Origin of the sequence: Janthinobacterium sp. P210006, from assembly GCF_036231885.1 — a bacterium.
In the GTDB taxonomy this organism is placed as follows: domain Bacteria; phylum Pseudomonadota; class Gammaproteobacteria; order Burkholderiales; family Burkholderiaceae_D; genus Janthinobacterium; species Janthinobacterium violaceinigrum.
The window spans coordinates 1011277-1034613 of record NZ_JAZARD010000001.1 but is presented as its reverse complement, the minus strand read 5'-3'; the positions used below and the strand labels follow the sequence as shown (position 1 = coordinate 1034613).

Below are 23337 nucleotides of genomic sequence, written 5' to 3'. Positions count from 1 at the left end.
TCACTGTACTAGAGTACAGTTCCGCTTCTCGGCCACAACTGGCTTCCGCTCGCTACGGTTTGTAAGGCGTTCGTGACATACCAATACACTTGCCTGTATCAAACTTGCATATTCATGATTTCATGATATGCAGAAACTAATTTATTCCGCACCTGCACCGTCGCCTGGAATTCGATGCTGGACTTTTGCATCGACACCATCACGTCCGACAGGCTGACCTTTTCGTCGCCCATGGTAAAGCGCTGGCCCATGGCCGACGATTCCTTTTGCGAACTGCTCACGGAATCGAGCGCGCTCTTGAAGGCATCGGCAAAATTCACCTTTGCTGCCGGGGCCTCGGTCTGGATCGCCGGTATTTTCGCCTCCGGCCGCGTGGCCGCCGACTTCAGTTGCGCGATCATCGCCTCGATCCTGCTGCTATCGATACCGCCTGTTTTCACTTTGCCTCCCGATTCTGGTCTATTCCTGCCTGTTGCACCCAGAGAACAAAACTCTGGCTTGCAAGGCAACGACGGGTACAATAACTTCCGTCACATGTTGCCAGGGTTCCACAATACCAGCGCCAACGCCAGCCGCTCGGCCGAGCAGGCGGCAAAAGCGCCTTCTATTTGGACGATTGAAGCGCGTGACAGTGGCGGATAATTCTGCATATCGCCCCCTCCTCCAGTGGAAGCGGCCCCCACTCATTAGCAAACATACGCGCCCCGGAAGGCAATCATGGCTGTAGCCGAAGAAATCGATGTGAACCGCATACCGCCGGAACCGGCGCCTGCCCGCTCACCCGTGGAGTCCGTGCAAGCGTTCGCCAAGACGCCGATGGGCAAGAATTTCCTGCGCGGCCTGGGCGTGGCGGCACTGATTGCCATCGGCGTGGCCCTGTACATGTGGAACCAGCCGCCCGAGTACAAGGTCCTGTTTTCCAACTACACGGACCGCGACGGCGGCGCCATCACGGCTTCGCTGGACCAGCTGGGCATCAAGCACAAGTTTTCCGAGGGCGGCGGCGCCATTCTCGTGCCATCCGAACAAGTCCACGATGCGCGCCTGAAACTGGCCGCGCAAGGCTTGCCGAAGGGCGGCAATGTGGGTTTCGAGCTGATGGAAAACCAGAAGCTGGGCGTGTCGCAATTCCTGGAACAGGTCAATTTCCAGCGCGCGCTGGAAGGCGAACTGGCCAAATCGATCGAATCGGTGTCCGCCGTCGATACGGCGCGTGTCCACCTGGCCTTGCCCAAACCGTCCGTCTTCGTGCGCGAACAGCAAAAACCCACGGCGTCCGTGCTGCTGAACCTGCATCCTGGCCGCGGCCTGGACCAATTGCAGGTGAGCGCCATCGTGCACCTGGTGGCGTCCAGCGTGCCGGAATTGCTGCCAATCAATGTCACCGTCGTCGACCAGGCCGGCACCTTGCTGTCGAACCAGGAAAAGGACAAGGACCGCGCCAACGGCATCAAGAGCCTGGACCCGAACCAGCTGAAGTACGTGCAGCAGCTGCAGCAAAGCGTGATCAAGCAAGTCGAATCGATCCTGCTGCCCATCGTCGGCGAAGGCAATGTGCGCGCCGAAGCGACGGCCGACGTGGATTTCTCGCAAAGCGAACAGGCGGCCGAAACCTACAAGCCGAACTCGCCACCGGAAGCATCCACCATCCGCAGCCAGCAAACGAGCGAATCGACGGGCGCCGGCAATGCCAACCCGTCCGGCGTGCCGGGCGCCCTGTCGAACCAGCCGCCTGGCGTGGCCACGGCGCCGCTGACGGCCGAGGCGCCCGGCGCCCCGGGCGGCGCGCCCACGGCACCAACCCAGAAGGAATCGACGACGAATTATGAAGTTGATAAGACCGTGCGCTACGAGCAGAAATCCATGGGCGGCTTGCGCCGCCTGTCGGTAGCCGTCGTCGTCAACTACCGCCGCAGCTTCGACAAGGATGGCAAGGTCACGGTCAAGCCGATTTCCCCTGCAGAAATGGTCCAGATCAACAATCTGGTCAAGGAAGCGATGGGCTACAACAAGGAACGCGGCGACAGCTTCAGCGTGGCCAACTCGCCGTTCGACGGCATCGACCGCGCGCCCGAAGGCAAGCTCGAGTGGTGGCGCGACCCCGCTAACTTGCCGCTGGCCAAGGAACTGGCGAAATTCCTCATCACGGCCCTGATCCTGCTGTATATCTTCATCAAGATCGTGCGCCCGATGCTGCGCCCCGTGATGCGCAAGATCGACGATTTCGGCGCCCCGCCGCCCGTCATCGAGCCGGAACTGAGCAAGGATGGCGAAGAAAACGAAGTCCTGCTCAGCGAAGCCGAACTGGAAGAGCTGGAAGAAGACACGGCCCGCGGCTACCGCGAAAACCTGGCGATGGCCAGGAAACTGGCACAGGAAGACCCACGCGTGGTGGCCAACGTAATCAAAGCATGGATAGGCAATAATGACTGAGACAACGGGATTGCAAAAAGCATCGATCCTGATGCTGGCACTGGGCGAGAGCGAAGCGGCCGAAGTGATGAAATTCCTCGGCCCCCGCGAAGTGCTGAAGCTGGGCGCCGCCATGGCCACCATGAAGGGCATCGCGCACGAACAGGTGGTCGAGGTGCTCGACGACTTCCGCGCGCAGACGGAACTCAATTCCACCGTCGGCCTCGATTCGGACGAATACATCCGCCAGGTCCTCACCAAGGCGCTGGGCGACGACAAGGCGTCCGTGCTGCTGTCGCGCATCCTGGGCGGCAAGGATGCGTCCGGCATCGAATCGCTGAAGTGGATGGATTCGCAATCCGTGTCCGAGCTGATCCGCAACGAGCACCCGCAGATCATCGCCACCATCCTCGTCCACCTGGAACGCGACCAGGCCTGCGAAATCCTCGGCCATTTCACGGACCGCCTGCGCAACGACGTGGTCTTGCGCATCGCCACCCTGGACGGCGTGCAGCCGGCCGCCTTGCGCGAACTCAACGACGTGCTGACGAAACTGCTGTCCGGTAACGAAAACATCAAGAAATCGTCGCTGGGCGGCGTGCGCGCCGCGGCCGAGATCCTGAACTTCATGAGCGGCGAGCAGGAAGGCTCCGTCATGGACAATATCAAGAACTACGACAACGACATGGCGCAGAAGATCATGGACGAAATGTTCGTGTTCGACAACGTGATCGATATCGACGACCGCGGCATCCAGCTGCTGCTGCGCGAAGTGCAGTCGGAAATGCTGATCATCGCCCTGAAAGGCGCCTCGCAGGAGCTGCGAGACAAGATCTTCAAGAACATGTCGCAGCGCGCCGGCGAGATGATGCGCGAAGACCTGGAATCGAAAGGCCCCGTGCGCCTGTCGGAAGTGGAATCGCAGCAGAAACAGATCCTGCAGATCGTGCGCCGCCTGGCGGACGAAGGGCAGATTGTCTTAGGCGGAAAAGGCGAGGATTCGTTTGTCTAACTTGATTCCCAAAGAGCAGCAAACGGCCTACCAGCGCTGGGAAATGACCTCGTTTGGCGACGAGCGCCCCAGCGTGGTGGCGGCGCGCAAGCTGCTGGAACCGGACCCCGAACCCGAGATCGACCCGGAAGCCGATCCCTACGGCGAGCTGCACGACGAAGAGCTGGCGCCGCCGCTCGAATATCCGACGCAGGAAGAACTGGACGCCATCCGCGAGGAAGCGCGCGCCACCGCCTTCGAGGAAGGCCGCGCGGCCGGCTATGCGGAAGGCCATGCGGCCGGACACGCGGACGGCCACGCCCAGTCGTATGCGGAAGGCAAGGCAGCCTCCGCCGTGGAACTGGCGCATCTGCAAACCATCGCCGTCGATTTCGGCACGGCCGTGCATCAGGCCGACGAACTGATCGCCAACGACGTGATGGAACTGGCCCTGCAGCTGGCCAAGGGCATGCTGAAGACGGCCTTGCCCGTGCGCCCCGAACTGATGCTGCCGATGGTGCGCGAAGCCATCGAATACCTGCCTGTGCTGCAACAACCGGCCTTGCTGATGCTCAATCCCGACGATGCGCAAGTGGTGCGCGACGGCATCGGCGATGAGCTCGACAAGGGTGGCTGGCGCGTCATCGAAGACCCCAGCGTGGAACGCGGCGGTTGCAAGATCGACACGGCCAGCAACCAGATCGATGCACAGACTTCTACCCGCTGGCACCGCCTGACGCATGCGCTGGGCAAGGACCTGGACTGGCTGGCGCCGTGAGCGAATCCGTCAAAGGCCCCACTGCCCATGCGGCGCGCTGGCGCGCCTACCTGAGCGACTGTACGGCCGTGGTCGGCTTTGTCGAACCGATGCAGATATCGGGCCGGGTCACGCGGGTGGCGGGCCTGGTGATGGAAGCGGTGGGCCTGCGCCTGGCCGTGGGTGCCGCCTGCACCGTGCCCCTGCCCAATGGCGGCCGGGTCGAGGCGGAAGTCGTGGGCTTTGAAGGCGAACGCCTGTTTTTGATGCCGCAAAGCGATGTCGAAGGCATCGTGCCCGGCACGCGCGTGTTTTCCGTCGAACCGGCCATCCCCCGCCCCGGCAGCGTGGCGCATCCGCGCCGCCGCCCCAGCGACCGCGCGCGCCACCTGCCTGTGGGCCCGCAACTGCTGGGCCGCGTGCTCGACGGCGCGGGCCGCCCGCTCGACCAGCTCGGTCCGCTGCACACGGTCGACAGCGCCCCCATCAATGTACGCCCCGCCAATCCCCTGGGCCGCGCGCCCATCGTCGACACCCTGGACGTGGGCGTGCGCTCGATCAATGCCATGCTGACCGTGGGCCGGGGCCAGCGCATGGGCCTGTTCGCCGGGTCCGGCGTGGGCAAGAGTGTGCTGCTGGGCATGATGGCCCGCTACACGGAGGCGGACGTGATCGTCGTCGGCCTGATCGGCGAACGGGGCCGCGAGGTAAAAGAATTCATCGAGCAAATCCTCGGCGCCGAGGGCCTGGCCCGCTCCGTCGTCGTGGCGGCGCCGGCCGACACGCCGCCGCTGATGCGCCTGCAGGGTGCCGCGTATGCGACGGCCATTGCCGAGCACTTCCGCGACCAGGGCCAGAACGTGCTGCTGATCATGGATTCGCTGACCCGCTATGCCATGGCGCAGCGCGAAATCGCCCTGGCCATCGGCGAGCCACCCGCCACCAAGGGCTATCCGCCGTCCGTCTTCGCCAAGCTGCCCGTGCTGGTGGAACGGGCCGGCAATGGCGAGGAAGGCGGCGGCTCGATCACGGCCTTCTATACCGTGCTGACGGAGGGCGACGACCAGCAGGACCCGATCGCCGACTCGGCGCGCGCGATTCTCGACGGACATATCGTGCTGAACCGGCGCCTGGCCGAGGCGGGCCACTACCCGGCCATCGACATCGAGCAATCGATTTCGCGCGCCGCCCACTCGATCACCACGCATGAACACCAGCAGCAGGCGCGCAAGCTCAAGCAACTGTATTCGCGCTATGAACGCAGCCGCGACCTGATCAGCGTGGGCGCCTACAGCGCCGGCACGGACCCCGTGCTGGACCAGGCCATCGCCCTGCATGAAAAGATCGAAGCATTTTTGCAACAGCAGATCACGGAGCGGGTCAGCATGGACGAGAGCTTGGGGCAACTTACCGCTCTATTCGACTGATTAGGGCTTGCATAGCGGGAATATAATCAGCCATGGCTTCTCCTTCCCAACTTGCAACCCTGATCGACCTTGCCCAGCGCGAAACGGATGACTGCGCCAAGCGCCTGGGCGCGGCCCTGAAAGCGCTCGACGATTGCCGCCAGAAGCTCGACATGCTGTCCGGCTACCGCGACGACTATGCCAAGCGCTTCGAGACCACCATGAGCAGCGGCATTACGCCCATGGCCTACCGCAATTTCCAGGCCTTCATGGTCAAGCTCGACAGCGCCATCATGGGCCAGCAGCAGGTGGTCAACCATGCGCAGGCGCGCAGCGAACAGGAAAAGCTGCGCTGGCAGGATGCCGAACGCAAGCGCATGTCGTACACCACCCTGAACAACCGGGCGCAGGAACAGGCGCTGAAACTGGAAAACAAGCGCGACCAGAAAGCAATGGATGAGCACGCGGCGCGACAAGCCTATTACAAACGCTAAGCAACACTGAGGCAGTATCATGCAAACCCAGCCAACCCCGATTTCCCAGATTGTCTCGCCGAACGCCACGCCGGGCGCCGCCAACCGCAGCCAGCCGTCCACCAGCGGCGCGGCGGGCGACTTCCAGCGCACCCTGAACCGCCAGATCGAACAACGCCAGGCCAGCCGCAATATGGCGCAAGCGCCAGCGGCCCGCCCCGCCAGCCCTGCCGCCGCGCAAGCACCCGCCCAGGCGCCCGCCGCCGAAGCAAAGCCGGCGCCAGCAGGCACCGAACAGGCCGCCAGCAGCGAGCAGCCGCCCGCGCCAGCTGCCGAGGCAGCCACGCCCGCCACCGACGGCAGCGCCACAGCCGAGGCCAGCGTGCCCGCCGTCCCTGCCGCGACAGTGGCGCCGCCAGCCGATCCGGCCGCCGAAATGCTGGCCCTGGTGGGCAGCATCCAGCTGGCCATCCAGCCGCCGGCGGCAGCCGCCAAGGCCGTGCCGGAACTGCCCGCACGCACCAGCGGCAAGGCCGATGGCAAGAGCCTGGCGACGGGCCCCTTGCTGGCAGCCGCCCAGGGCAGCGGCAAAGCCACCGCCACGGTCGCCGCGCAAGCGGACAGCGGCGACTTTGCCGACAGCCTGGGCCAGGCCCAGGGCAAGACAAGCGCCACGCCAGGCGCCAGCTTGCCAGCCGGCAAGGCCGAACCGGGCAAGCTGGCCATCGATGCGCAGCTGGCCGCCACCGCCAAGGCGGGCACGGCCATGGCCGAACCGATCCTCAAGGAGGCACCTGCCGACCTGAGCCGCCTGGCGGCCCAGTTGCAGCCGGGCGCGCTGCAGCAGGCGGCGGCCGCCGCAGCCGTGCCGGCAGACAAGCTGGCTGGCCGGGTGGGTACACCTGCCTGGGACCAGCAACTGGGACAGAAAGTCGTGTGGATGGCGGCCGGCGGCGACCAGAGCGCCACCCTGACCCTGAATCCGCCGGACCTGGGCCCCCTGCAAGTGGTCCTGACGGTCACCAATGACCAGGCCGATGCCGCGTTCATGTCGGCCCAGCCGGAAGTACGCCAGGCGCTGGAAGCGGCCATGCCCCGCCTGCGCGAAATGATGAGCGAAGCGGGCATCGCCTTCGGCAGCGCCACCGTCTCGGCCGGCACGCCGGAACAGCAAAACAATGGCGAGCGTGCCGCCTCGGGCGAGCGCCGCGGCAATAGCCAGGGCGGCGGCGTAGCGGGCGGCGAGATCGCCATCGCGCCGGCAGCAGGCGGACGCAGCCGGGCCAGCCTGAGCGCCGTGGATACCTTTGCCTGAGGCCAATTCGTCGTCCTCTGGCCACAGGCGCGCCCCGCAGCGTAACTTTTCGTATAAAAACAGCGAGTTGAGGGCGCTTCCGCCCTCTTTTCACTGCATCCTTCTGCGCAGAATTTGCCGATAATGACATAATGGCGTCGTGATCCACTTCCATGCACTCGAGTACCATTGAAAGCAAATCCAAAAATGAAAGCAGATCCGAAAGCAGATGCAGGCCTGGCCCCCGCCGGCGCCTCGAAAAAGAAGCTTCTGATCATAGTGCTGGCCTCGGTGCTGGTGGCCGGCGGCGTCGGTGGCGGTGCCGCCTGGTATTTCTTGCATGGCAAGGCCGATAAAGAAGAATCGGCGCCCAGCAAGAAAAAACATGCTGCCTCGAAGGCCGGTCCGCCCGTCTTCGTACCCGTCGATGCCTTCACCGTCAACTTGCAGCCGGAAAATGGCGAACAATACCTGCAGATCGCATTCACCCTGCAGGTGAGCAGCCCCGAAGAAATGGATAGCATCAAGCTCAACATGCCGAAGGTGCGCAGCCGCTTGCTGCTGCTGTTGTCCGGCAAGAAAGCATCGGAACTCAACACCGTGGAAGGCAAGCAGCAACTGGCGGCCGAAATCATCAATCAGGTGAACCAGCCGTTCGAGGACAAAGGGCCGGAGCAGGACGTGACGGACGTATTATTTACCGCATTCATCATTCAATAAGCAGCCATGGCCGATAATTTCCTCTCCCAGGAAGAAGTCGATGCCCTTCTGAAGGGCGTCAACGGAGACCAGGACGACGCGCAGGCGCCGGAAGATGTCACGGGAGTTCGTACCTACAACCTGGCAACCCAGGAGCGCATCGTGCGCGGCCGGATGCCAACGTTGGAAATTATCAACGAGCGCTTCGCCCGGCTGCTGCGCGTAGGCCTGTTCAACTTCCTGCGCCGCAGCGCCGAAGTGTCCGTCGGCTCCGTGCGCGTCTCGAAATACAGCGAATTCATCCGCAACCTGGTGGTGCCGACCAATCTGAACCTGGTGCACATGAAGCCGCTGCGCGGCACGGCGCTGATGGTCTTCGATCCGGGCCTCGTCTTCCTGCTGGTCGACAACCTGTTCGGCGGCGACGGACGCTTCCACACGCGCGTCGAAGGGCGCGACTTTACGCAGACGGAGCAGCGCATCATCCTGCGCATCCTCGATATCGTCTTTGAAGCCTATACCAAGTCGTGGGAACCGGTCTTCCCCGTCGAGTTTGAATATATCCGTTCAGAAATGAACACGCAGTTCGCCAACATCGCCACGCCCAACGAAGTGGTGGTCGCCTCCACGTTTACGGTGGAACTGGGCTCCGTTTCCGGACAAATCCACTTCTGCATGCCGTATTCGATGATCGAGCCGATCCGTGATTCGCTGACCTCGAGCCTGCAGGGCGAGGCGCTGGAAGTGGACAAGCGCTGGATCCGCCTGATGACGCAGCAGATCCAGATCGCCGAAGTGGAGCTGGTGGCCTCGCTGGGCACGGCCCGCGTGTCGTTCGATGAAATCCTGAACATGAAGGTGGGCGACATCATCCCGCTGAACATCCCGGAACTGATCGCCGCCACCGTCGACGGCGTGCCCGTGATGGATTGCACGTACGGCGTATTGAACGGACAATATGCATTGAAGGTGGAGAAACTCCTCGCCAATGCCGATAACATGAACAACCATTAAGAAATATACGGGCCGCGCTGCGGCCCGCATCTGTACAACAGGAGAAACACATGTCTGACAACCAAGACGACCAAAGCGCGGAAGACGATTGGGGCGCGGCCATTGCCGAGCAGGCCAAGGCGGAAGCGGAAGCGCTGCAGAACCAGGCCGCCAATACGGCCAGCGCGGCCAGCGCCGCCGTGTTCAAGGACTTTTCCAAGCAGGCGTCGAAGTCGGAAACGCACAACGATATCGATTTCATCCTCGATATCCCCGTGCAGCTGACGGTCGAACTGGGCCGTACCAAGATCGCCATCAAGAACCTGCTGCAACTGGCGCAGGGTTCCGTGGTCGAGCTCGACGGCCTGGCCGGCGAACCGATGGACGTGCTGGTCAACGGCTGCCTGATCGCCCAGGGCGAAGTGGTGGTGGTGAATGACAAGTTCGGTATCCGCCTGACGGACATCATCACACCTTCCGAACGCATCCGAAAATTGAATAAATGAAGCCTGGCCTGTTGATTTCCACTGTGCTGCCGCTGGCGGCAGCCTGCTGCATCGCCCAGGCGGCGCCGGCGCCGGCGGCTCCTGCAACGGCATCGGCTGCCGTCACGGCGTCCGCGCCGGCATCCGCGCCGGCCGAAGCAGTTACCGAAAAACCCGCGGCAACCGCCGAGGCAGCGCCGGCACCTGCCGCCGCCCTGCCCGCCATGCCGCCCGGCGCGCCCATGACGATGGCGCCGACGACATCGGCCGGCAGCTTGCTGCAAACCATCTTCGCGCTCGTCTTCGTGCTGGCCCTGTTGATCGGCCTGGCCTGGTTCATGAAGCGCTATGGCCCCAAGGTCATGGGCGGCAACAGCAAAATGCGCGTCGTCAGCTCGCTCAGCCTGGGCGGACGCGAACGCATCGTCCTCGTCGAAGTGGCGGACCAGTGGATCGTCGTCGGCGCTTCGCCCGGCCGCGTGAACGCGCTGGCCACCCTGCCGCGCCAGGAAAGCGAACTGCCGCAACTGGCCACGGCGCAAAACGGCCCCGCGGCCGCCAATTTTTCCGAATGGCTGAAACAGACCATCGAAAAACGCAATGGGAAATAAGCCGGCAATGACGCAGCGGACGATGGCATTAAGCAATATCAAGACTCCCCTGACCTGGCTGCTGGCCATCGCCGCCCTGGCCTTGCCGCTGTGGGCCCTGGCGCAGCCGGGCATCCCGGCCTTCACCAGCACGCCGGCGCCGGGCGGCGGCCAGAATTACTCGCTGCCCGTGCAGACGCTCATCCTGATGACGTCGCTGACTTTCCTGCCGGCGGCCCTCCTGATGATGACCTGCTTTACGCGCATCATCATCGTGCTGTCCCTGCTGCGCCAGGCCATCGGCACGCAGTCGGCGCCGCCCAACCAGGTGCTGGTGGGACTGGCCCTGTTCCTGACCCTGTTCGTCATGGGCCCCGTGTTCGACAAGATCTACACGGATGCCTATCTGCCTTACCAGGAAAACAAGATCAGCATGCAGCAGGCGATGGACAAGGGCGTCGATCCCCTGAAAACCTTCATGCTCAAGCAGACGCGCCAGGCCGACCTGGCTCTGTTCGCCAAGATGTCGCGCTCGCCGGCCCTGCAAGGCCCGGAAGACGTGCCGCTGCGCATCCTCGTGCCCGCCTTCGTCACCAGCGAACTGAAAACGGCGTTCCAGATCGGCTTTGCCATCTTCATCCCGTTTCTGATCATCGACATGGTGGTCGCCAGCGTGCTGATGTCGATGGGGATGATGATGATGTCGCCGGCCACCATCTCGCTGCCGTTCAAGCTGATGCTGTTCGTGCTCGTCGATGGCTGGCAGTTGCTGCTGGGCTCATTGTCACAGAGTTTTTACTAGGGGAAATAGATGACACCCGAAAGCGTCATGACCCTGGGCCGCCATGCGATGGAAATCACCTTGATGGTGGCCGCGCCCATGCTGCTGGTCGCCCTCATCATCGGCTTGATCGTCAGTATTTTCCAGGCGGCCACGCAGATCAACGAAGCGACCCTGTCCTTCATCCCCAAGCTGGTCGGCATCTTTGTCGCCATCGTCGTGGCGGGCCCCTGGATGCTGTCCGTCATGCTCGACTACATGCGCCAGGTCTTCACGGGCATCCCGAACCTGGTGGGCTAGTGCCGCAACCGTTGCCATGCTGACCCTGTCCAGCATCGAACTGAACACGTGGATCGCAGCATTGCTGTGGCCGCTTAGCCGCATCCTCGGCCTGATTGCGGCCGCCCCCCTGTTCGGCAACGCGGCCGTGCCGGCCAGCGTGAAGGTGGCGCTGGGCGCGCTGCTGGCCATGATCATCGCCCCCACCGTGCCGGCCTTGCCTGCCGTCAACCCAATGTCCTTGCCCGGCTTGCTGATCCTCACACAAGAGATGCTGGTGGGCCTGGCCATGGGCTTTTCCATCCGCATCGTGTTTTCCGCCATCGAAATGGCGGGCGAGATCAGCAGCCTGACCATGGGCCTGGGCTTCGCCTCGTTCTTCGACCCGCAAACCAAGGGCAGGTCTTCCGCCATCAGCCAGTTCCTCGTCATGCTGGCCACGTTGATGTTTTTGACAGTCAATGGACACCTGGTCTTGCTGGCGGCGCTGGCGGAAAGCTTTGTCAGCCTGCCGATTTCATCAAGCCCCATCAGCAGCGGCGGCTTCCAGCAATTGGCGGCGTGGGGCGGCGAGATCTTCCGTTCCGGCCTGCAAATTTCGCTGCCCATCATCGCCGCCCTGCTGCTGACCAACGTGGCGCTGGGCATCCTGACGCGGGCCGCGCCGCAGCTGAACATTTTCGGTATCGGCTTCCCCGTCACCCTGGGCGTGGGCTTGCTGGTGATCAGCATGGTCCTGCCCTACCTGGCCACACCGTTCCAGAACATGTTCTTGCGCGGCATAGAAACGGCGCGCCTGCTGCCGCGCGGCTTTGCCACGCGCGACCGGCCGCCCCCGCCCGCGCCGCCCAATCCCTTGCGGCCCGCGCCGCCGGCCGCGCCGGCGCGCTAACTCAGCGCTGGTCGGTGCCCAGCGCCACGCGCCAGCGCCGCGGATCGAAATTCAAGCGCAACTGCTGATGCTTGACCAGGTAGCGCACGCCGACGAGCGCGGCCGCCAGGCCAGACAAGGCGCCGATGCCCAGCGCCCAGCGGGGGCCGAAGGTGTCGGCCACCCAGCCCACGACAGGCGCGCCCAGCGGCGTGCCGCCCGCCGAGATCGCCAGCACGATGGCCATCACGCGGCCCCGCATGGCGGGCGCCGTCGACAGTTGCACACTGCTGTTGACGCTGGTGGTAAACGTTTGCGCGGCGATGCCGATGACCACCAGCATCATGCCGAACAGCCAGTAATTGGGCATCACGGCAGCCAGCGCACAAGCCAGGCCGAACAGCGCTGCCGCTCCCAGCAGCAAGGCCAGGGTGGGCTGGCCCCGCCCCGCCGCCAGCAGGGCGCCGGCCACGGAGCCGCAAGCCATCACGGAACTGAGCACGCCATACTGGCCCGCGCCCGCATGGAAGGCCGTCACGGACATGGTCGACAGGAAGATGGGGAAATTCAAGCCGAAGGTGCCGATCAGGAACAGCATCAGCAGGATGGCCATCAGGTCGGGCCGCTGGCGTACGTAGCGGAAACCGTCGCCCAGGCTGGCCCGCGTGGCCTTCAGGCGCGGCGCGCGGCGCAGCAATTCCACGCGCAGCAGCAACAGCGAACCGATCACAGCCGCAAACGAGACGGCGTTGATGATGAAGACCCAGCCGCTGCCGACGCTGCTGATGAGCAAGCCGGCCACGGCCGGGCCCAGCATGCGCGCCGCATTGAACGAGGTGGAATTGAGGGCCACGGCATTCGTCAGGTCTTCCTCGCCGACGATTTCGGCCACGAACGTCTGGCGCACGGGCGAATCGAAGGCCGTCACGCAGCCCAGCAGGAAAGCAAACACATACACATGCCACAGTTGAACCAGGCCACTGATGCACAGCAAGCCCAGGCCCAGCGCCAGCAAACCCATGGCCGCCTGCGTGAACAGCAGCAATTTCCTGCGGTCCAGCAAGTCGGCCGCCATGCCCGTCAAAGGCAGCAACAGCAGCTGCGGGCCGAATTGCAAGGCCATGACGATGCCGACGGCGCTGGCATTATGCTGCGTCAATTCGCTGAGCACCAGCCAATCCTGCGCCGTGCGCTGCATCCAGGTGCCGATATTCGACACGAGGGCGCCACCGGCCCAGATACGGTAATTGGGTATGCGTAGCGAACGGAATGTGTTGTTCATCTGGGCGTGCGGGCTCCTTGCCGGGTTGTGGGATACATCAGCGGATCATTCCGCCAAGCGTTTGAGTAATGCCACCGCATGGTTCAGTTCGGCGACTTCGTCCGGCGTGAGCCGGGTTTCGATGGTGCGCGCCAGCCAGTCCTCGCGCGCGGCGCGGCTGGCGGCGATCCAGATGCGGCAGCTGTCCGTCAGGGTCAATATCGTCTGGCGTCCATCTGCGGGGTCGGGCGAGCCCGTCACCAGCTGCGCCTCGGTCAGCGCCAGCACGGTGGCGGCCATGGACTGGGGCCGCATGCCTTCGGCGCGCGCCAGGCTGCTGACCGTGGCCGGGCCGTCGCGTTCGAGACGGCTGAGCACGGATGCCTGCGACATGCTGACATCGCCCAGGTGCGATTCCTCGCGCAGGCGGCGACGCAACTTGCCGATGAGGATGCGCAATTCGCCGGCCAGTTGCAGTACCTGTTCGTGGCCGTCGTGGTCTTCTTGTGGGGTGCTCATGCTCGCCGTATGGTGGATCAACGGCCTCTACTATAACAGATATACAGGTAAACTGCACAGTTTGCCTGCATACATTGGCAGAATGACCATCTTGCGGGCGCAAAAAAGCCGGGGCGGGAGACGGCTCCCTGCCCCGGCTTGCCGGTCATTCTAAGAGTGCGGACCGCTCAGCTGATGTAATTGAACAGCGACAGGCCCGACATGGAAGTGAACGATTTCTGCGCCGCCTGCAAGGTGATCTGCTGCTGGCTGAACAGGGATATCGCCTTCACCATGTCCAGGTCCTGCAAGCCCGACAGGGTGCTCGCATATTGCAGGTCGAGGTCGTCGCCCGCGCTGTCGAGCGTGTCCAGTTCCTTCAGCCGCGAACCGACTTCCGCGCGCACGGACAGCACATTGTCGTAGGCCGTATCGAGGATATCGTGCGCCGCGTTCAGGCTGGCCGTCAGGCGCGCCTGCCCCGCGTCGCCCGAGGCCGGCTGGCCCAGTGCACCGATCAAGTTGGTGATGGTGGTAAAGATCGATTCCTTGCTGCTGGGCTCCAGGGTGAACTTGTCCAGGTCGGCCGGCTTGCCCGCGACATTGACTTGCTGGCCGTCAAAGTTGATGGCATCGCCAGACTTGTAGGGCACGGGCACGGCCGGATTCGGGATGGTCTGGCCCAGGGTTACGTCCGTCACGGTATAGGTCGTGACGGCAGCGTTGCCCGTACCCGTCACCTGGAAATCGATCGAGTACTTATGCCCCGTCAACTTGGTGGGGTCGGTCACGGTGCCGCCGGAAATGATGCCGGCGCCGCCACGCGTAAAGTTGCCCGGATCGGCCGCCGTGGTGAACTTGCCGTTGCCCGTCAAATTGTTCTCGAACACGGCCGCGCCGGAGTCGCTGGTGGCCAGGTAGCGGGCCGAGCCCACCTGCAGCTCGCGCTGGCCCTGATCGCCCACATAGGTGGCGCCGCCCGGCGTCTGGCTGAACGGTTGCGTCGTCGACTTGTAGCCGCCGAACAGATAGCCGCCCGCGTTGTCGGACGTGTTGGCGATGCCCATCAGGTCCGTCAGGCGTCCCTTCAGCTCCGTGGCCAGGCTCTGGCGGTCGATATCCTTCAATGCCGGATTGCCAGCCTTCAACACCAGCTCTTGCACGTCGGCAATCAGCGAGGTGGTGCTGGCCAGCGCCAGGTCTTCCTGCGACAGGAAATTCTTGGCGTTCGAGCGGTTCGTCACGAATTGCGTATTGATCGATTGCGACTGCGTCACTTCCAGCGCGCGCGCCGACGCGATCGGGTCGTCGGCCGGCGTCAGGTTGCGGCGGTTCGCCGACAGTTGCATTTGAGTGCGGTTCAGCGCGCCCTGCAGATTGTTCAGCTGCGTGCTGCCCGCGTCATAGATCATTTTGGTACTGATGCGCATGATGCTGCCCTTCCTGATGGCGGCGGGGCGCCAGGCGCCGCCGCTTGAATAATTAACGTCCGAGGCCGATGACCACGTCGAACAGGGTGCTGGCGATCTGCATGACCTTGCCGCAAGCCTGGTAGGCTTGCTGGTAGCGCAGCAGGTTGGCCGCCTCTTCATCGAGGTTGACGCCGGAGACGGCCTGCTGCTGCGTGCTGGTCTGCTGCAGCAAGGCCATGCTGGCCAGGCCGCTGACCTGCACTTCGCGCGTCTTGTTGCCCACATAGCTGACGGTTTCCGCGTACGAACCCTGGAACGTGGCCTTGCCCCCATCGAGAATGTTTTTCGTCTGCAAGCCCGCCAGCAAGGCCGCATTGCGGTTGTCCCCCACGCCGCCCGCGTTCGGCGCGATGGTGAATTTATCGCCCTGCGCGGGCGCACCCGTCAGGTTGACGTTGATGCCGCCAAAGCTGAAGCTGTCGCCTTCCGTGTACGGGATATTCGCCGTGCCGGCCGGATACGTGGTGGTGGCGCCGTTCAAGCCTTTCACCGTCACGGCCTGGCCCGCAGGAAAACCGGACAGCGAAGTGGTCGCCTTGTCGTATGTCAAGGTGACGGTGCCCGTCAAGGCGTTGCCCGGCGTCAAATACGCCTTGTCCACGCTGCCTGCACCCAGCTTGCCGCTGCCCGTGTTGCTGACGGGCGCACCCGTGGCGATCGGGGCGCCGGCGGCCAGCTTGTTGCGGTCGGTAATCGCCACGGCCAGGTCGGAAGCGCCGTGGGCCGTGGGCCGGACCATGAAGTTGTCGCCTTCGGCAGCCGTGCCCGTGATCGAGAAATCCACGCCGTCGATGGTTTGCGGCACCGTTTGCGGATACGGATTGATGGTCGTTTTCGCGCCGTCGCTCTGGCGCGTCACCACATAATTCGTGCCGTCGTACTTGACGGCGTAATCGCTGGCCGTCAGCTTGGTCGGATCGCTGACCTTGGCCGACAGCGCCGTCGTGCTGGTCGCGTTGTTGCGGTAGTCGGCGCCGATGACGGGATCGGGCACCTTGAAGAAATCGCCCCCCATGTCGCCATTCAAGTCCTGGCCCAGCTTGTGCTGCTCGTTGAAGGTGGAGGCCAGCGCGATGGCGACCTTGCCCAGCGAATTCTGGATGCGGTCCAGGCTGCCGCTGCGGAATTCCAGCAAGCCGCCCAGCGCACCGCCGCTGAGGGAGCTTTCCGACAGCTTGGTGACGCTCGTGCCCGTCACATAGCCCACGTCCAGGCGGTTCGGGTCCGTCGGCGATGGCGTGGTGGCCAGTTCAAAATTCTTGTCGCCCACCACCAGCGGCTGGCCCGAGCCGATCGAGACGGTGATCGTGTTGCCGGCGCCCGGCTGGACCGTTGCCTTGACGTATTTGTTCAGCTCCGTGATCAGCTGGTCACGCTGGTCCAGCAGATCGTTGGGCTGATTGCTTTCATTCACGGTCAGGTTGGTAATCGCCGTATTGAGTTCCGCGATCTGCTTGGCGTAGGAGTTGATCACCTTCACGTTCGAGGTGATCTGCGAATTGACGCCGTCGCCGATTTCCGTCAGGCGCGCGCTGAGGCCCTGGAAGCGCGCGGTCAGCGAATTTGCGCTCGACAGCAATGCCTGGCGCGACGAGACGGACGAGGGATTCGAGCTGAAATCCTGCACGCCCTTGAAAAAATCGGCCATTGCCGGCGACAGCCCGGCCGTGGGGTCGGCCAGCATATTGTCGATCTGGGTGATCTGCGTGTAATAGGCGTCGAGCGAACTGGTGGTCGCCTGCGCGCCATTCACCTGGGCCGCCATGAAACCGTCGTACTGGCGCTTGACTTGCGATACCTCGGTACCATTGCCCACAAAGCCATACCCGGCATTGTTGAACTGCGCCGTCTGCTGCAGCACCACCTGGCGGTTGTAGCCGTCCACGTTGGCATTGGTGATGTTATGCCCGGTCGTCGACAGGCCCACCTGCGCTGCAAGCAAACCGCTCTTACCGATGCTGAGTAGATTCGAAGTCATGGTGTCTTATTGGTTACCGTCAAAAGTATTTACGGCAGCCGCGGCGAAAACTTGAAGCGCGCGGCCTGCACGGGGGCACGGCGGGGCGTCAGCCGACCAGCGAATTCTTGATAATCTTTGTCAATTTGGCAGCATAATTCGGGTCCGTCGCATAGCCGGCTTTCTGCAAGCCCTGGGCGAATGTGCTGGCGTCGCCCGCGCTGGCCAATACTTTCTCGTAGCGCTTGTTGTTGGTAATCAACTGCGCATAATCCTTGAAGCTGTCCGCGTAGCTGTCGTAGGCGCGGAATTTTTCCACCTTGCGCTGCGCCTTGCCATTTACATATTCGGTGGTGACGGCTTCCGTGACCTTGCCCTTCCAGTCGCTTGTCGCCTTGATGCCAAACAGGTTGTGGCTGCTGCTGCCGTCGCGGCTGATGATTTCGCGCTTGCCCCAGCCCGTTTCCAGCGCCGCCTGGCCCAGCATGAACTTGGCCGGGATGCCGGTGGTGCGGCTGGCTTCTTCCGCATGCACGCCCAGCTTTTCCTGGAAGGCGCGCACATGCGGCGCCTGCGTGGCGTTGGCCTTGTCGCTCAAGGTCTTACCGGTGGTGGCGCCGGCTGCGCCGTCGCCCAGGGCGCCCTGCTGCTGGCGAAACGCCGCCAGTGCCTGCGCCATGCTCGACGAGCGGGGCGACGGCGCTTCGGCGCCATCGGCGGCCAGCGCCTGGTTCGACGACGACAGCTGGCGGATCAGCACGTCCGCCAGGCCCGTGCCCCGCTTGGCCAGGTTCTGGCTCGTCTGCTGGTCCAGCATCGAGGTGTACATCTTGCTTTGCTGGCTATCCATGATGCCGTCCTGCGGCGTGGCTTCGCGCATGCTTTTCATCATCATGTTGATGAACATGGCTTCGAATTGCGTGGCTGCCTCTTTCAGGGCGGCAGGGTCCTTCGCCTTGGCGGACTGGCGCAAGCCATCCATGCCTTTCACGTCATAGGCGGCGGTATTGCTGAGGTCGGTTTGACTGATCATGGCGTGTCCATCAAATGATTTCAAGTTCAGCGCGCAGCGAACCGGCCGCCTTCATCGCCTGCAGGATGGCCAGCAAGTCTTGCGGCGAGGCGCCGATGGCATTGAGGGCTTTCACCACGTCCGACAGCGAGGCGCCGCCCTTGACCAGCATGACCTTGCCCGGTTCCTTCTTGATATCGATCTGCGCCGTCTGCGTGACCACCGTGCGCCCGCCCGACAATGGCGGCGGCTGGCTCACCTGCGGCTCCACATTGATGGTGACGGACAGGTTGCCGTGCGAAATGGCGCATGTTTCCAGGGTCACGGACTGGTTCATCACGACGGAACCCGTGCGCGCATTCATGATGACCTTGGCGGCCAGGCGGGCCGGATTGACTTCGATGCTTTCCAGCTGGCCCAGGAAGGCCACGCGCTGGTCGCTGCCGCCGGGCGACTGCACCTGGATCACGCGGCCGTCGAGCGCGGCAGCCGTGCCGGCGCCATAGCGGCTGTTGATGGCGTCGACCACGCGGCTGGCGGTGGCGAAATCGGTGGCGTTCAATTCCAGGCGTATCGTATTGTTGGCGCCCAGTACCGTGGGCACGGTGCGCTCGACGGTGGCGCCGCCCGAGATGCGGCCCACGCTCAGGTGATTGATGACGACGGAGCTGCCGGCCGCCTGCGCGCCCACGCCGCCCACCAGCACGTTGCCTTGCGCCATGCCATACACCTGGCCATCGGCACCTTTCAGCGGCGTCATCAGCAAAGTGCCGCCGCGCAAGCTTTTCGCATTGCCCATCGACGAGACCGTCACGTCGAGCAACTGGCCCGGCTGGGCAAACGCGGGCAAGGCCGTCGTCACCATCACGGCGGCCACGTTTTTCAGCTGCAAACTGGTGCCTTGCGGCAAGTTAATGCCCTGCTGCTGCAACATGGCGGCCACGCTCTGGATGGTGAACGGGGTTTGCGTGGTCTGGTCGCCGCTGCCGTCGAGGCCGACGACGAGGCCATAGCCCATCAGCTGATTCTGGCGCACGCCGGCGATGCTGGCCAGGTCCTTGATGCGCTCGGCCTGCGCCACGGGCGCCAGCAGGGCGCAAGCGAGGCCGGCGATGGCCAGGAAACGGGGAAAGGTCGAGGTCGCCATGATCAGAACGGCAGCAGGCTGAGGAAGAAGCGCGAAGCCATCGACGCCATTTCCGCACGGTCGATCTGGCTGTTGGTGCGGTACTCGACGCGCGCATCGGCCACCTGGGTCGACGGCACGACGTTGCCGATGCCGATCGTGTCCGGATTGACCATGCCCGAGAAACGGATGAATTCCGTGCCCTTGTTCATGGCGATCTGTTTCTCGCCGGCGACGATGAGATTACCATTAGGCAATACCTCGATCACCGTCACGCCGATGGTGCCGGAAAAGGTATTGCTGGCGGACTGGTTGTCGCCATCGGCAAATTTGGTGGCGCCATTTGCCGCCACGGTGCCGCCGAAGCGGCCCTGGGCGATGCCGGGCGTACTGAAGCCCACGCTGCCCGACTTGTTGCCGGAACTGGCGCCCGCCTTGACGGCATTCGTGCGCTCGGTGATGGCGATCGTCATGGTGTCGCCCACGTGGCGCGCGCGGCGGTCTTCGAAGGCGGGACGGTAGGTCGACGGCTGGTAGATGGAACCGTTGTTGACGACCACGGGTTCCGGCATCGGCGCGCGCGTGGTGGTCGGGTATTGCACGATCGAGGTGGGCGTGATGGCGCAGCCGGACAACAGGACTGCGGACAACAGGGCGATGATGGGGTATTGCATGACGGACCTCCGCTGCCATCCGGCGGCGGATGGCATGACGACTATGAAAATTAAAGTTGCGACAGTTTCTGCAGCATTTGGTCGGATGTGGTGATGGCCTTGCTGTTGATCTCGTAAGCGCGCTGCGTCTGGATCATGTTGACCATTTCCTCGGCCACGTTGACGTTCGAGGTTTCGATATAGCCCTGCATCAGCACGCCGGCGCCGTTGGTGCCCGGGGTGTTGGTTTGCGCCACGCCGGAGGCGCCCGTTTCCATGTACAGGTTTTCGCCCTTCGATTCCAGGCCGGCCGGATTGACGAAGGTGGTCAGTTGCAGCGAGCCGATCTGCGATGGCGCCACGGTGTCGGGCAAGGTGACGGAAACGGTGCCGTCGCGCGCCACGGTCAGGCTCAGCGCATTGGTGGGCACGGTGATGGCGGGCTGGATGACAAAGCCTTCGGAAGTGACGAGCTGGCCATTGCTGTCCGTCTGGAACGAGCCGTCGCGCGTGTAGGCGGTGGCGCCGTCCGGCATCAGCACCTGGAAGAAACCCGTGCCGTTGACCATCACGTCGCGCGAATTGCCCGATGCCTGGGGATTGCCTTGCGTATGGATGCGTTCGGTTGCCACCGTGCGCACGCCGGTGCCGATCTGCAAGCCCGATGGCAGCTGGGTTTGCTGCGACGATTGCGCGCCCGGCTGGCGCACATTTTGATACAGCAAGTCTTCAAACACGGCGCGCGACTTCTTGAAGCCCGTGGTGCTGACGTTGGCCAGGTTATTGGCGATCACGTCCATCTGCGTCTGCTGCGCTTCCAGGCCGGTTTTGGCAATCCAAAGGGAACGAATCATGATTTTTCTCCAATAACAGCGCTAGTCAGCCCTGTAGACTATTTCTATGTGACCATTATGCGGTGGCCCCTATCAATTCAAAGCGAGGATCTGGGTGGCTTTCGCCGCGTTATTCTCGGCATTCTTCAATAAACTCATTTGCGTTTCGAACTGGCGCGCCAGGGCAATCATGCTGACCATGGAATCGACGGGGCTGACATTGCTGCCTTCCAGCGCGCCCGTCGTCAGTTTGACGGCCTGGTCCGCCTGCGCGACCGTGCCATCCTTCAGGCGGAACAAGCCGTCGTCGCCGCGCACCAGCTGCTGCTCGGGCGGGTTGACCAGCTTGATGCGTCCCAGCACCGTCGACGGCCCCGGCGGCACGTCCGTGGAAATCGTGCCCACCGTGCCGTCGCCGCTGATGGCCACCGTCACGCCGGGCGGGATGGCCAGCGGGCCCGTATCGCCCTGCACCATCAGGCCCGACTGCGTCTGCAGCATGCCGTTTTCATTGAGCTTCAAGGCGCCGTTGCGCGTGTAGGCTTCGGAGCCGTCGGCCGACTGCACGACGATCCAGCCGCCGTTTTCCACGGCCACGTCGAGCGCGCGGCCCGTGTGCTGCATGGGACCTTGCGTGAAATCGGAACCGACCGTCGAATCGACGACAAAGGCGCGCGTGGGCATCATGCCGTCGGCCACCACGGGCACGGCACGGAACGAGTCGAGCTGAGCACGGAAACCCGTGCTGGTGGCGTTCGCCAGGTTATTCGCGGTGGTCGCCTGCTTGTCCAGGATGTGCTTGGCGCCCGAGCCGGCGGTGTAGATGAGACGGTCCATGTTTTATTTCTCCTGTTGCTTTCAACCCAAGGCAGAAAGCTGTGGTCAGACCCGGCGGGTCTGACCCCGGTACTATTAACGCAGGTTGACCAAGGTTTGCAGGACGGAATCCTGCGTCTTGATGGTCTGCGCATTTGCTTGGTAGGCGCGCTGGGCAGTGATCATGTTGACCAGCTCTGCCGTCAGGTCGACGTTCGACACTTCCACGGCCGAGGCACGCAAGTTGCCCAGGGTGCCAGTCTTCGGCTCGCCCGTGATGGGCTTGCCCGAAGCCGAGCTTTCCACCCAGGCGTTGTTGCCCAGCGGTTCCAGGCCGTTCGGGTTGGTAAAGTTGCTCAACACCACCTGGCCCAGCGCGCGCGTCTTGCCATTGTTGTACTGGCCCTGGATGACGCCGTCGTCGCCGACGATGAATTGGCTCAATTGACCCGCCTTGTAGCCGTCCGCTTCCGTTTTCTTTTCCGCCGTGGCCGTGCCCAGCTGGGTCGATTTGCTGAAATCGACCTGCACCGACAGGGTCGCATTCGCGCCCGTGGCGGGGAAGATCGGCAGGTTGACGGTGACGGGCAAGGTTTGCGGCGGCGTCAGGGCCAGCATGGCGGCCCGGTCCAGGCTGCCGACCGTGTTGAAGACCAGCGAACCGGTCTTGATGGCTGGCACCACGGTCACGGCGCGGATGGCAGCATCGATCTGGTCGGGCGTGCGGCTCGAGTTGACGCCGTTCGGCACGGCGCTGCCGTAGGTGGCGGCGATGGCGGCCAGCTGCGCCGGCGTGGCGCCCGCGGCGGCGGCAGCAGCCGAGACGGCGGCACCGACCGCATTGCCATAGGCGACGGCGGCGGCCGTCACGTTGGCCGGCACCAGCGGCACGGCCGTGGCGGCGGCCTGGTAGGCGGCGCGCGCGGCCAGCGAGGCAGGGTCCGTCTGCAGGGCGGCCGCAGCCTTCATGCTGGTTACTTCCGTGCCGTCAACGGCCGAGTAGACGTCCCAGGTGTTGGTGCCCGTCTTGACGTAGAAATTCGACATGATGTGGGAATTGCCCAGCGAATCGAAGACTTCGACGGGGAACGACTTGCTGTACGACGTGTCGTCCGTCGACTTGAACGGCACCGTGGTCGGCATGGCCGTGTTCGAATTGAGGTTGACTTGCGTGTCGATCTTGGTCGTTGCCTGGGGCTTCATGTCCGACTGGTCGATCTGCAGGGGCACGACGGCGCCGGCCACGATCTTGCCGTTGGCGTCGGCCGCATAGCCGGTCAGTTGCGCCAGCTGGGCGTTGACGATGAAGCCGCTCTTGTCGACCTGGAACTGGCCATTGCGCGAGTACTGGACGGCGCCGTTGACGCTGGTACGGAAGAAGCCGCCGCCATTGATGGCGATGTCCAGGGGATTCGACGACGTTTCCAGGTTACCCTGGTTGAATTGCTGGGCGATTTGCGAGACCGACACGCCGATCCCCGCTTGGTTGCCGCCCACGCCATACAGCGAGTTGGCATAAATGTCGGCGAACTGGGCCTGCGACTGCTTGAAACCCACGGTCGACGAGTTGGCGATGTTGTTGCCGATGACGTCCAGCGATTTGGCGGCGCCATTCAAGCCGCTCAGGCCTTGTTGGAAAGACATTGTGTTCTCCTGGTAGAAATTAGGGGTAGAGGGT

25 protein-coding genes are annotated in these 23337 nt (G+C 63.6%); 14 read left to right on the top strand and 11 right to left on the bottom strand.

Annotated elements, in window-relative coordinates; translation table 11 throughout:
* Positions 1-98 precede the first annotated feature (98 nt).
* Positions 99-347, bottom strand: coding sequence for a flagellar hook-basal body complex protein FliE (gene fliE, locus VPH41_RS04590; RefSeq protein ID WP_264372564.1), 249 nt, complete (start codon positions 345-347; stop codon positions 99-101).
* Here fliE and VPH41_RS04585 point away from each other — a divergent pair.
* The 14 genes from VPH41_RS04585 (at position 250) to fliR (ending at position 12052) form a co-directional block, all read left to right on the top strand.
* Entirely contained in the window at positions 250-642 is a 393-nt protein-coding gene (locus VPH41_RS04585; RefSeq protein WP_287779324.1) for a hypothetical protein, read from the top strand. The genes fliE and VPH41_RS04585 overlap by 98 nt on opposite strands.
* Positions 643-717: 75 nt before the next feature.
* Positions 718-2433 (top strand): flagellar basal-body MS-ring/collar protein FliF, encoded by a 1716-nt coding sequence (gene fliF, locus VPH41_RS04580; protein ID WP_152284687.1) that lies wholly within the window; start codon positions 718-720, stop codon positions 2431-2433.
* Positions 2426-3424, top strand: a complete 999-nt coding sequence (gene fliG / locus VPH41_RS04575; protein ID WP_034787109.1) for a flagellar motor switch protein FliG — start codon at positions 2426-2428, stop codon at positions 3422-3424. Before fliF ends, fliG begins: the two co-directional genes overlap by 8 nt.
* Positions 3425-3467: 43 nt before the next feature.
* Positions 3468-4181 carry a flagellar assembly protein FliH gene (locus VPH41_RS04570; protein ID WP_287779323.1) on the top strand — a complete coding sequence of 238 codons (714 nt, stop codon included), beginning with the start codon at positions 3468-3470 and terminating at the stop codon, positions 4179-4181.
* Between the two features lie 89 nt (positions 4182-4270).
* Complete coding sequence (fliI, locus tag VPH41_RS04565; RefSeq protein ID WP_226939268.1) at positions 4271-5587, top strand: flagellar protein export ATPase FliI; 1317 nt, start codon at positions 4271-4273, stop codon at positions 5585-5587.
* A 32-nt stretch (positions 5588-5619) separates the two neighbouring features.
* The gene (fliJ, locus tag VPH41_RS04560; protein ID WP_152284686.1) at positions 5620-6060 is read left to right on the top strand and encodes a flagellar export protein FliJ; all 441 of its coding nucleotides are present in this window, start codon (positions 5620-5622) and stop codon (positions 6058-6060) included.
* 19 nt (positions 6061-6079) lie between these two features.
* Positions 6080-7354 (top strand): flagellar hook-length control protein FliK, encoded by a 1275-nt coding sequence (locus VPH41_RS04555; RefSeq protein ID WP_328569101.1) that lies wholly within the window; start codon positions 6080-6082, stop codon positions 7352-7354.
* Positions 7355-7540: 186 nt separating this feature from the next.
* A complete protein-coding gene (gene fliL / locus VPH41_RS04550; RefSeq protein WP_152285345.1) occupies positions 7541-8053 on the top strand; it encodes a flagellar basal body-associated protein FliL in 513 nt (170 codons plus the stop codon).
* Positions 8054-8059: 6 nt separating this feature from the next.
* Positions 8060-9046, top strand: coding sequence for a flagellar motor switch protein FliM (gene fliM / locus VPH41_RS04545; RefSeq protein ID WP_034754035.1), 987 nt, complete (start codon positions 8060-8062; stop codon positions 9044-9046).
* Between the two features lie 50 nt (positions 9047-9096).
* The gene (gene fliN, locus VPH41_RS04540; protein WP_034754038.1) at positions 9097-9531 is read left to right on the top strand and encodes a flagellar motor switch protein FliN; all 435 of its coding nucleotides are present in this window, start codon (positions 9097-9099) and stop codon (positions 9529-9531) included.
* Positions 9528-10121, top strand: a complete 594-nt coding sequence (fliO, locus tag VPH41_RS04535) for a flagellar biosynthetic protein FliO (RefSeq protein ID WP_328569100.1) — start codon at positions 9528-9530, stop codon at positions 10119-10121. The genes fliN and fliO overlap by 4 nt, the downstream gene beginning before the upstream one ends.
* Positions 10122-10143: 22 nt before the next feature.
* Positions 10144-10902 (top strand): flagellar type III secretion system pore protein FliP, encoded by a 759-nt coding sequence (fliP, locus tag VPH41_RS04530; protein ID WP_152259681.1) that lies wholly within the window; start codon positions 10144-10146, stop codon positions 10900-10902.
* Positions 10903-10911: 9 nt separating this feature from the next.
* Positions 10912-11181: a flagellar biosynthesis protein FliQ gene (fliQ, locus tag VPH41_RS04525; protein ID WP_034754044.1), complete on the top strand. Its 270-nt coding sequence runs from the start codon at positions 10912-10914 to the stop codon at positions 11179-11181.
* 16 nt (positions 11182-11197) lie between these two features.
* Positions 11198-12052 carry a flagellar biosynthetic protein FliR gene (gene fliR / locus VPH41_RS04520; RefSeq protein WP_328569099.1) on the top strand — a complete coding sequence of 285 codons (855 nt, stop codon included), beginning with the start codon at positions 11198-11200 and terminating at the stop codon, positions 12050-12052.
* A 1-nt stretch (position 12053) separates the two neighbouring features.
* On the opposite strand, the gene VPH41_RS04515 is transcribed toward fliR, so the two are convergent.
* From VPH41_RS04515 to VPH41_RS04470, 10 genes are all read right to left on the bottom strand, one after another.
* A complete protein-coding gene (locus VPH41_RS04515; protein WP_328569098.1) occupies positions 12054-13313 on the bottom strand; it encodes an MFS transporter in 1260 nt (419 codons plus the stop codon).
* Positions 13314-13358: 45 nt separating this feature from the next.
* Positions 13359-13811: a MarR family winged helix-turn-helix transcriptional regulator gene (locus tag VPH41_RS04510; RefSeq protein ID WP_328569097.1), complete on the bottom strand. Its 453-nt coding sequence runs from the start codon at positions 13809-13811 to the stop codon at positions 13359-13361.
* A 167-nt stretch (positions 13812-13978) separates the two neighbouring features.
* Positions 13979-15220 carry a flagellar hook-associated protein FlgL gene (flgL, locus tag VPH41_RS04505; RefSeq protein ID WP_328569096.1) on the bottom strand — a complete coding sequence of 414 codons (1242 nt, stop codon included), beginning with the start codon at positions 15218-15220 and terminating at the stop codon, positions 13979-13981.
* Positions 15221-15272: 52 nt separating this feature from the next.
* On the bottom strand, positions 15273-17240 hold the full coding sequence (gene flgK / locus VPH41_RS04500) for a flagellar hook-associated protein FlgK (protein WP_328569095.1): 1968 nt from the start codon (positions 17238-17240) through the stop codon (positions 15273-15275).
* An 88-nt stretch (positions 17241-17328) separates the two neighbouring features.
* Entirely contained in the window at positions 17329-18252 is a 924-nt protein-coding gene (gene flgJ, locus VPH41_RS04495) for a flagellar assembly peptidoglycan hydrolase FlgJ (RefSeq protein ID WP_152259061.1), read from the bottom strand.
* A gap of 10 nt (positions 18253-18262) precedes the next feature.
* Positions 18263-19378 (bottom strand): flagellar basal body P-ring protein FlgI, encoded by a 1116-nt coding sequence (locus VPH41_RS04490; protein WP_152259062.1) that lies wholly within the window; start codon positions 19376-19378, stop codon positions 18263-18265.
* Positions 19379-19380: 2 nt separating this feature from the next.
* Positions 19381-20031 (bottom strand): flagellar basal body L-ring protein FlgH, encoded by a 651-nt coding sequence (locus tag VPH41_RS04485; RefSeq protein WP_152259063.1) that lies wholly within the window; start codon positions 20029-20031, stop codon positions 19381-19383.
* A gap of 50 nt (positions 20032-20081) precedes the next feature.
* Positions 20082-20864 carry a flagellar basal-body rod protein FlgG gene (gene flgG, locus VPH41_RS04480; RefSeq protein ID WP_071322383.1) on the bottom strand — a complete coding sequence of 261 codons (783 nt, stop codon included), beginning with the start codon at positions 20862-20864 and terminating at the stop codon, positions 20082-20084.
* A gap of 72 nt (positions 20865-20936) precedes the next feature.
* The gene (locus VPH41_RS04475; RefSeq protein WP_328569094.1) at positions 20937-21680 is read right to left on the bottom strand and encodes a flagellar basal body rod protein FlgF; all 744 of its coding nucleotides are present in this window, start codon (positions 21678-21680) and stop codon (positions 20937-20939) included.
* 75 nt (positions 21681-21755) lie between these two features.
* Positions 21756-23303, bottom strand: a complete 1548-nt coding sequence (locus VPH41_RS04470; protein ID WP_152284903.1) for a flagellar hook protein FlgE — start codon at positions 23301-23303, stop codon at positions 21756-21758.
* Positions 23304-23337 lie beyond the last annotated feature (34 nt).

What these genes read in the sequence shown, in the direction of transcription:
- VPH41_RS04585 (WP_287779324.1), top strand. Translation starts at nt 250, where the DNA reads ATGGCCGACGATTCCTTTTGCGAACTGCTCACGGAATCGAGCGCGCTC.
- fliF (WP_152284687.1), top strand. Translation starts at nt 718, where the DNA reads ATGGCTGTAGCCGAAGAAATCGATGTGAACCGCATACCGCCGGAACCG.
- fliG (WP_034787109.1), top strand. Translation starts at nt 2,426, where the DNA reads ATGACTGAGACAACGGGATTGCAAAAAGCATCGATCCTGATGCTGGCA.
- VPH41_RS04570 (WP_287779323.1), top strand. Translation starts at nt 3,468, where the DNA reads ATGACCTCGTTTGGCGACGAGCGCCCCAGCGTGGTGGCGGCGCGCAAG.
- fliI (WP_226939268.1), top strand. Translation starts at nt 4,271, where the DNA reads ATGCAGATATCGGGCCGGGTCACGCGGGTGGCGGGCCTGGTGATGGAA.
- fliJ (WP_152284686.1), top strand. Translation starts at nt 5,620, where the DNA reads ATGGCTTCTCCTTCCCAACTTGCAACCCTGATCGACCTTGCCCAGCGC.
- VPH41_RS04555 (WP_328569101.1), top strand. Translation starts at nt 6,080, where the DNA reads ATGCAAACCCAGCCAACCCCGATTTCCCAGATTGTCTCGCCGAACGCC.
- fliL (WP_152285345.1), top strand. Translation starts at nt 7,541, where the DNA reads ATGAAAGCAGATCCGAAAGCAGATGCAGGCCTGGCCCCCGCCGGCGCC.
- fliM (WP_034754035.1), top strand. Translation starts at nt 8,060, where the DNA reads ATGGCCGATAATTTCCTCTCCCAGGAAGAAGTCGATGCCCTTCTGAAG.
- fliN (WP_034754038.1), top strand. Translation starts at nt 9,097, where the DNA reads ATGTCTGACAACCAAGACGACCAAAGCGCGGAAGACGATTGGGGCGCG.
- fliO (WP_328569100.1), top strand. Translation starts at nt 9,528, where the DNA reads ATGAAGCCTGGCCTGTTGATTTCCACTGTGCTGCCGCTGGCGGCAGCC.
- fliP (WP_152259681.1), top strand. Translation starts at nt 10,144, where the DNA reads ATGGCATTAAGCAATATCAAGACTCCCCTGACCTGGCTGCTGGCCATC.
- fliQ (WP_034754044.1), top strand. Translation starts at nt 10,912, where the DNA reads ATGACACCCGAAAGCGTCATGACCCTGGGCCGCCATGCGATGGAAATC.
- fliR (WP_328569099.1), top strand. Translation starts at nt 11,198, where the DNA reads ATGCTGACCCTGTCCAGCATCGAACTGAACACGTGGATCGCAGCATTG.
- VPH41_RS04515 (WP_328569098.1), bottom strand. Translation starts at nt 13,313, where the DNA reads ATGAACAACACATTCCGTTCGCTACGCATACCCAATTACCGTATCTGG.
- VPH41_RS04510 (WP_328569097.1), bottom strand. Translation starts at nt 13,811, where the DNA reads ATGAGCACCCCACAAGAAGACCACGACGGCCACGAACAGGTACTGCAA.
- flgL (WP_328569096.1), bottom strand. Translation starts at nt 15,220, where the DNA reads ATGCGCATCAGTACCAAAATGATCTATGACGCGGGCAGCACGCAGCTG.
- flgK (WP_328569095.1), bottom strand. Translation starts at nt 17,240, where the DNA reads ATGACTTCGAATCTACTCAGCATCGGTAAGAGCGGTTTGCTTGCAGCG.
- flgJ (WP_152259061.1), bottom strand. Translation starts at nt 18,252, where the DNA reads ATGATCAGTCAAACCGACCTCAGCAATACCGCCGCCTATGACGTGAAA.
- VPH41_RS04490 (WP_152259062.1), bottom strand. Translation starts at nt 19,378, where the DNA reads ATGGCGACCTCGACCTTTCCCCGTTTCCTGGCCATCGCCGGCCTCGCT.
- VPH41_RS04485 (WP_152259063.1), bottom strand. Translation starts at nt 20,031, where the DNA reads ATGCAATACCCCATCATCGCCCTGTTGTCCGCAGTCCTGTTGTCCGGC.
- flgG (WP_071322383.1), bottom strand. Translation starts at nt 20,864, where the DNA reads ATGATTCGTTCCCTTTGGATTGCCAAAACCGGCCTGGAAGCGCAGCAG.
- VPH41_RS04475 (WP_328569094.1), bottom strand. Translation starts at nt 21,680, where the DNA reads ATGGACCGTCTCATCTACACCGCCGGCTCGGGCGCCAAGCACATCCTG.
- VPH41_RS04470 (WP_152284903.1), bottom strand. Translation starts at nt 23,303, where the DNA reads ATGTCTTTCCAACAAGGCCTGAGCGGCTTGAATGGCGCCGCCAAATCG.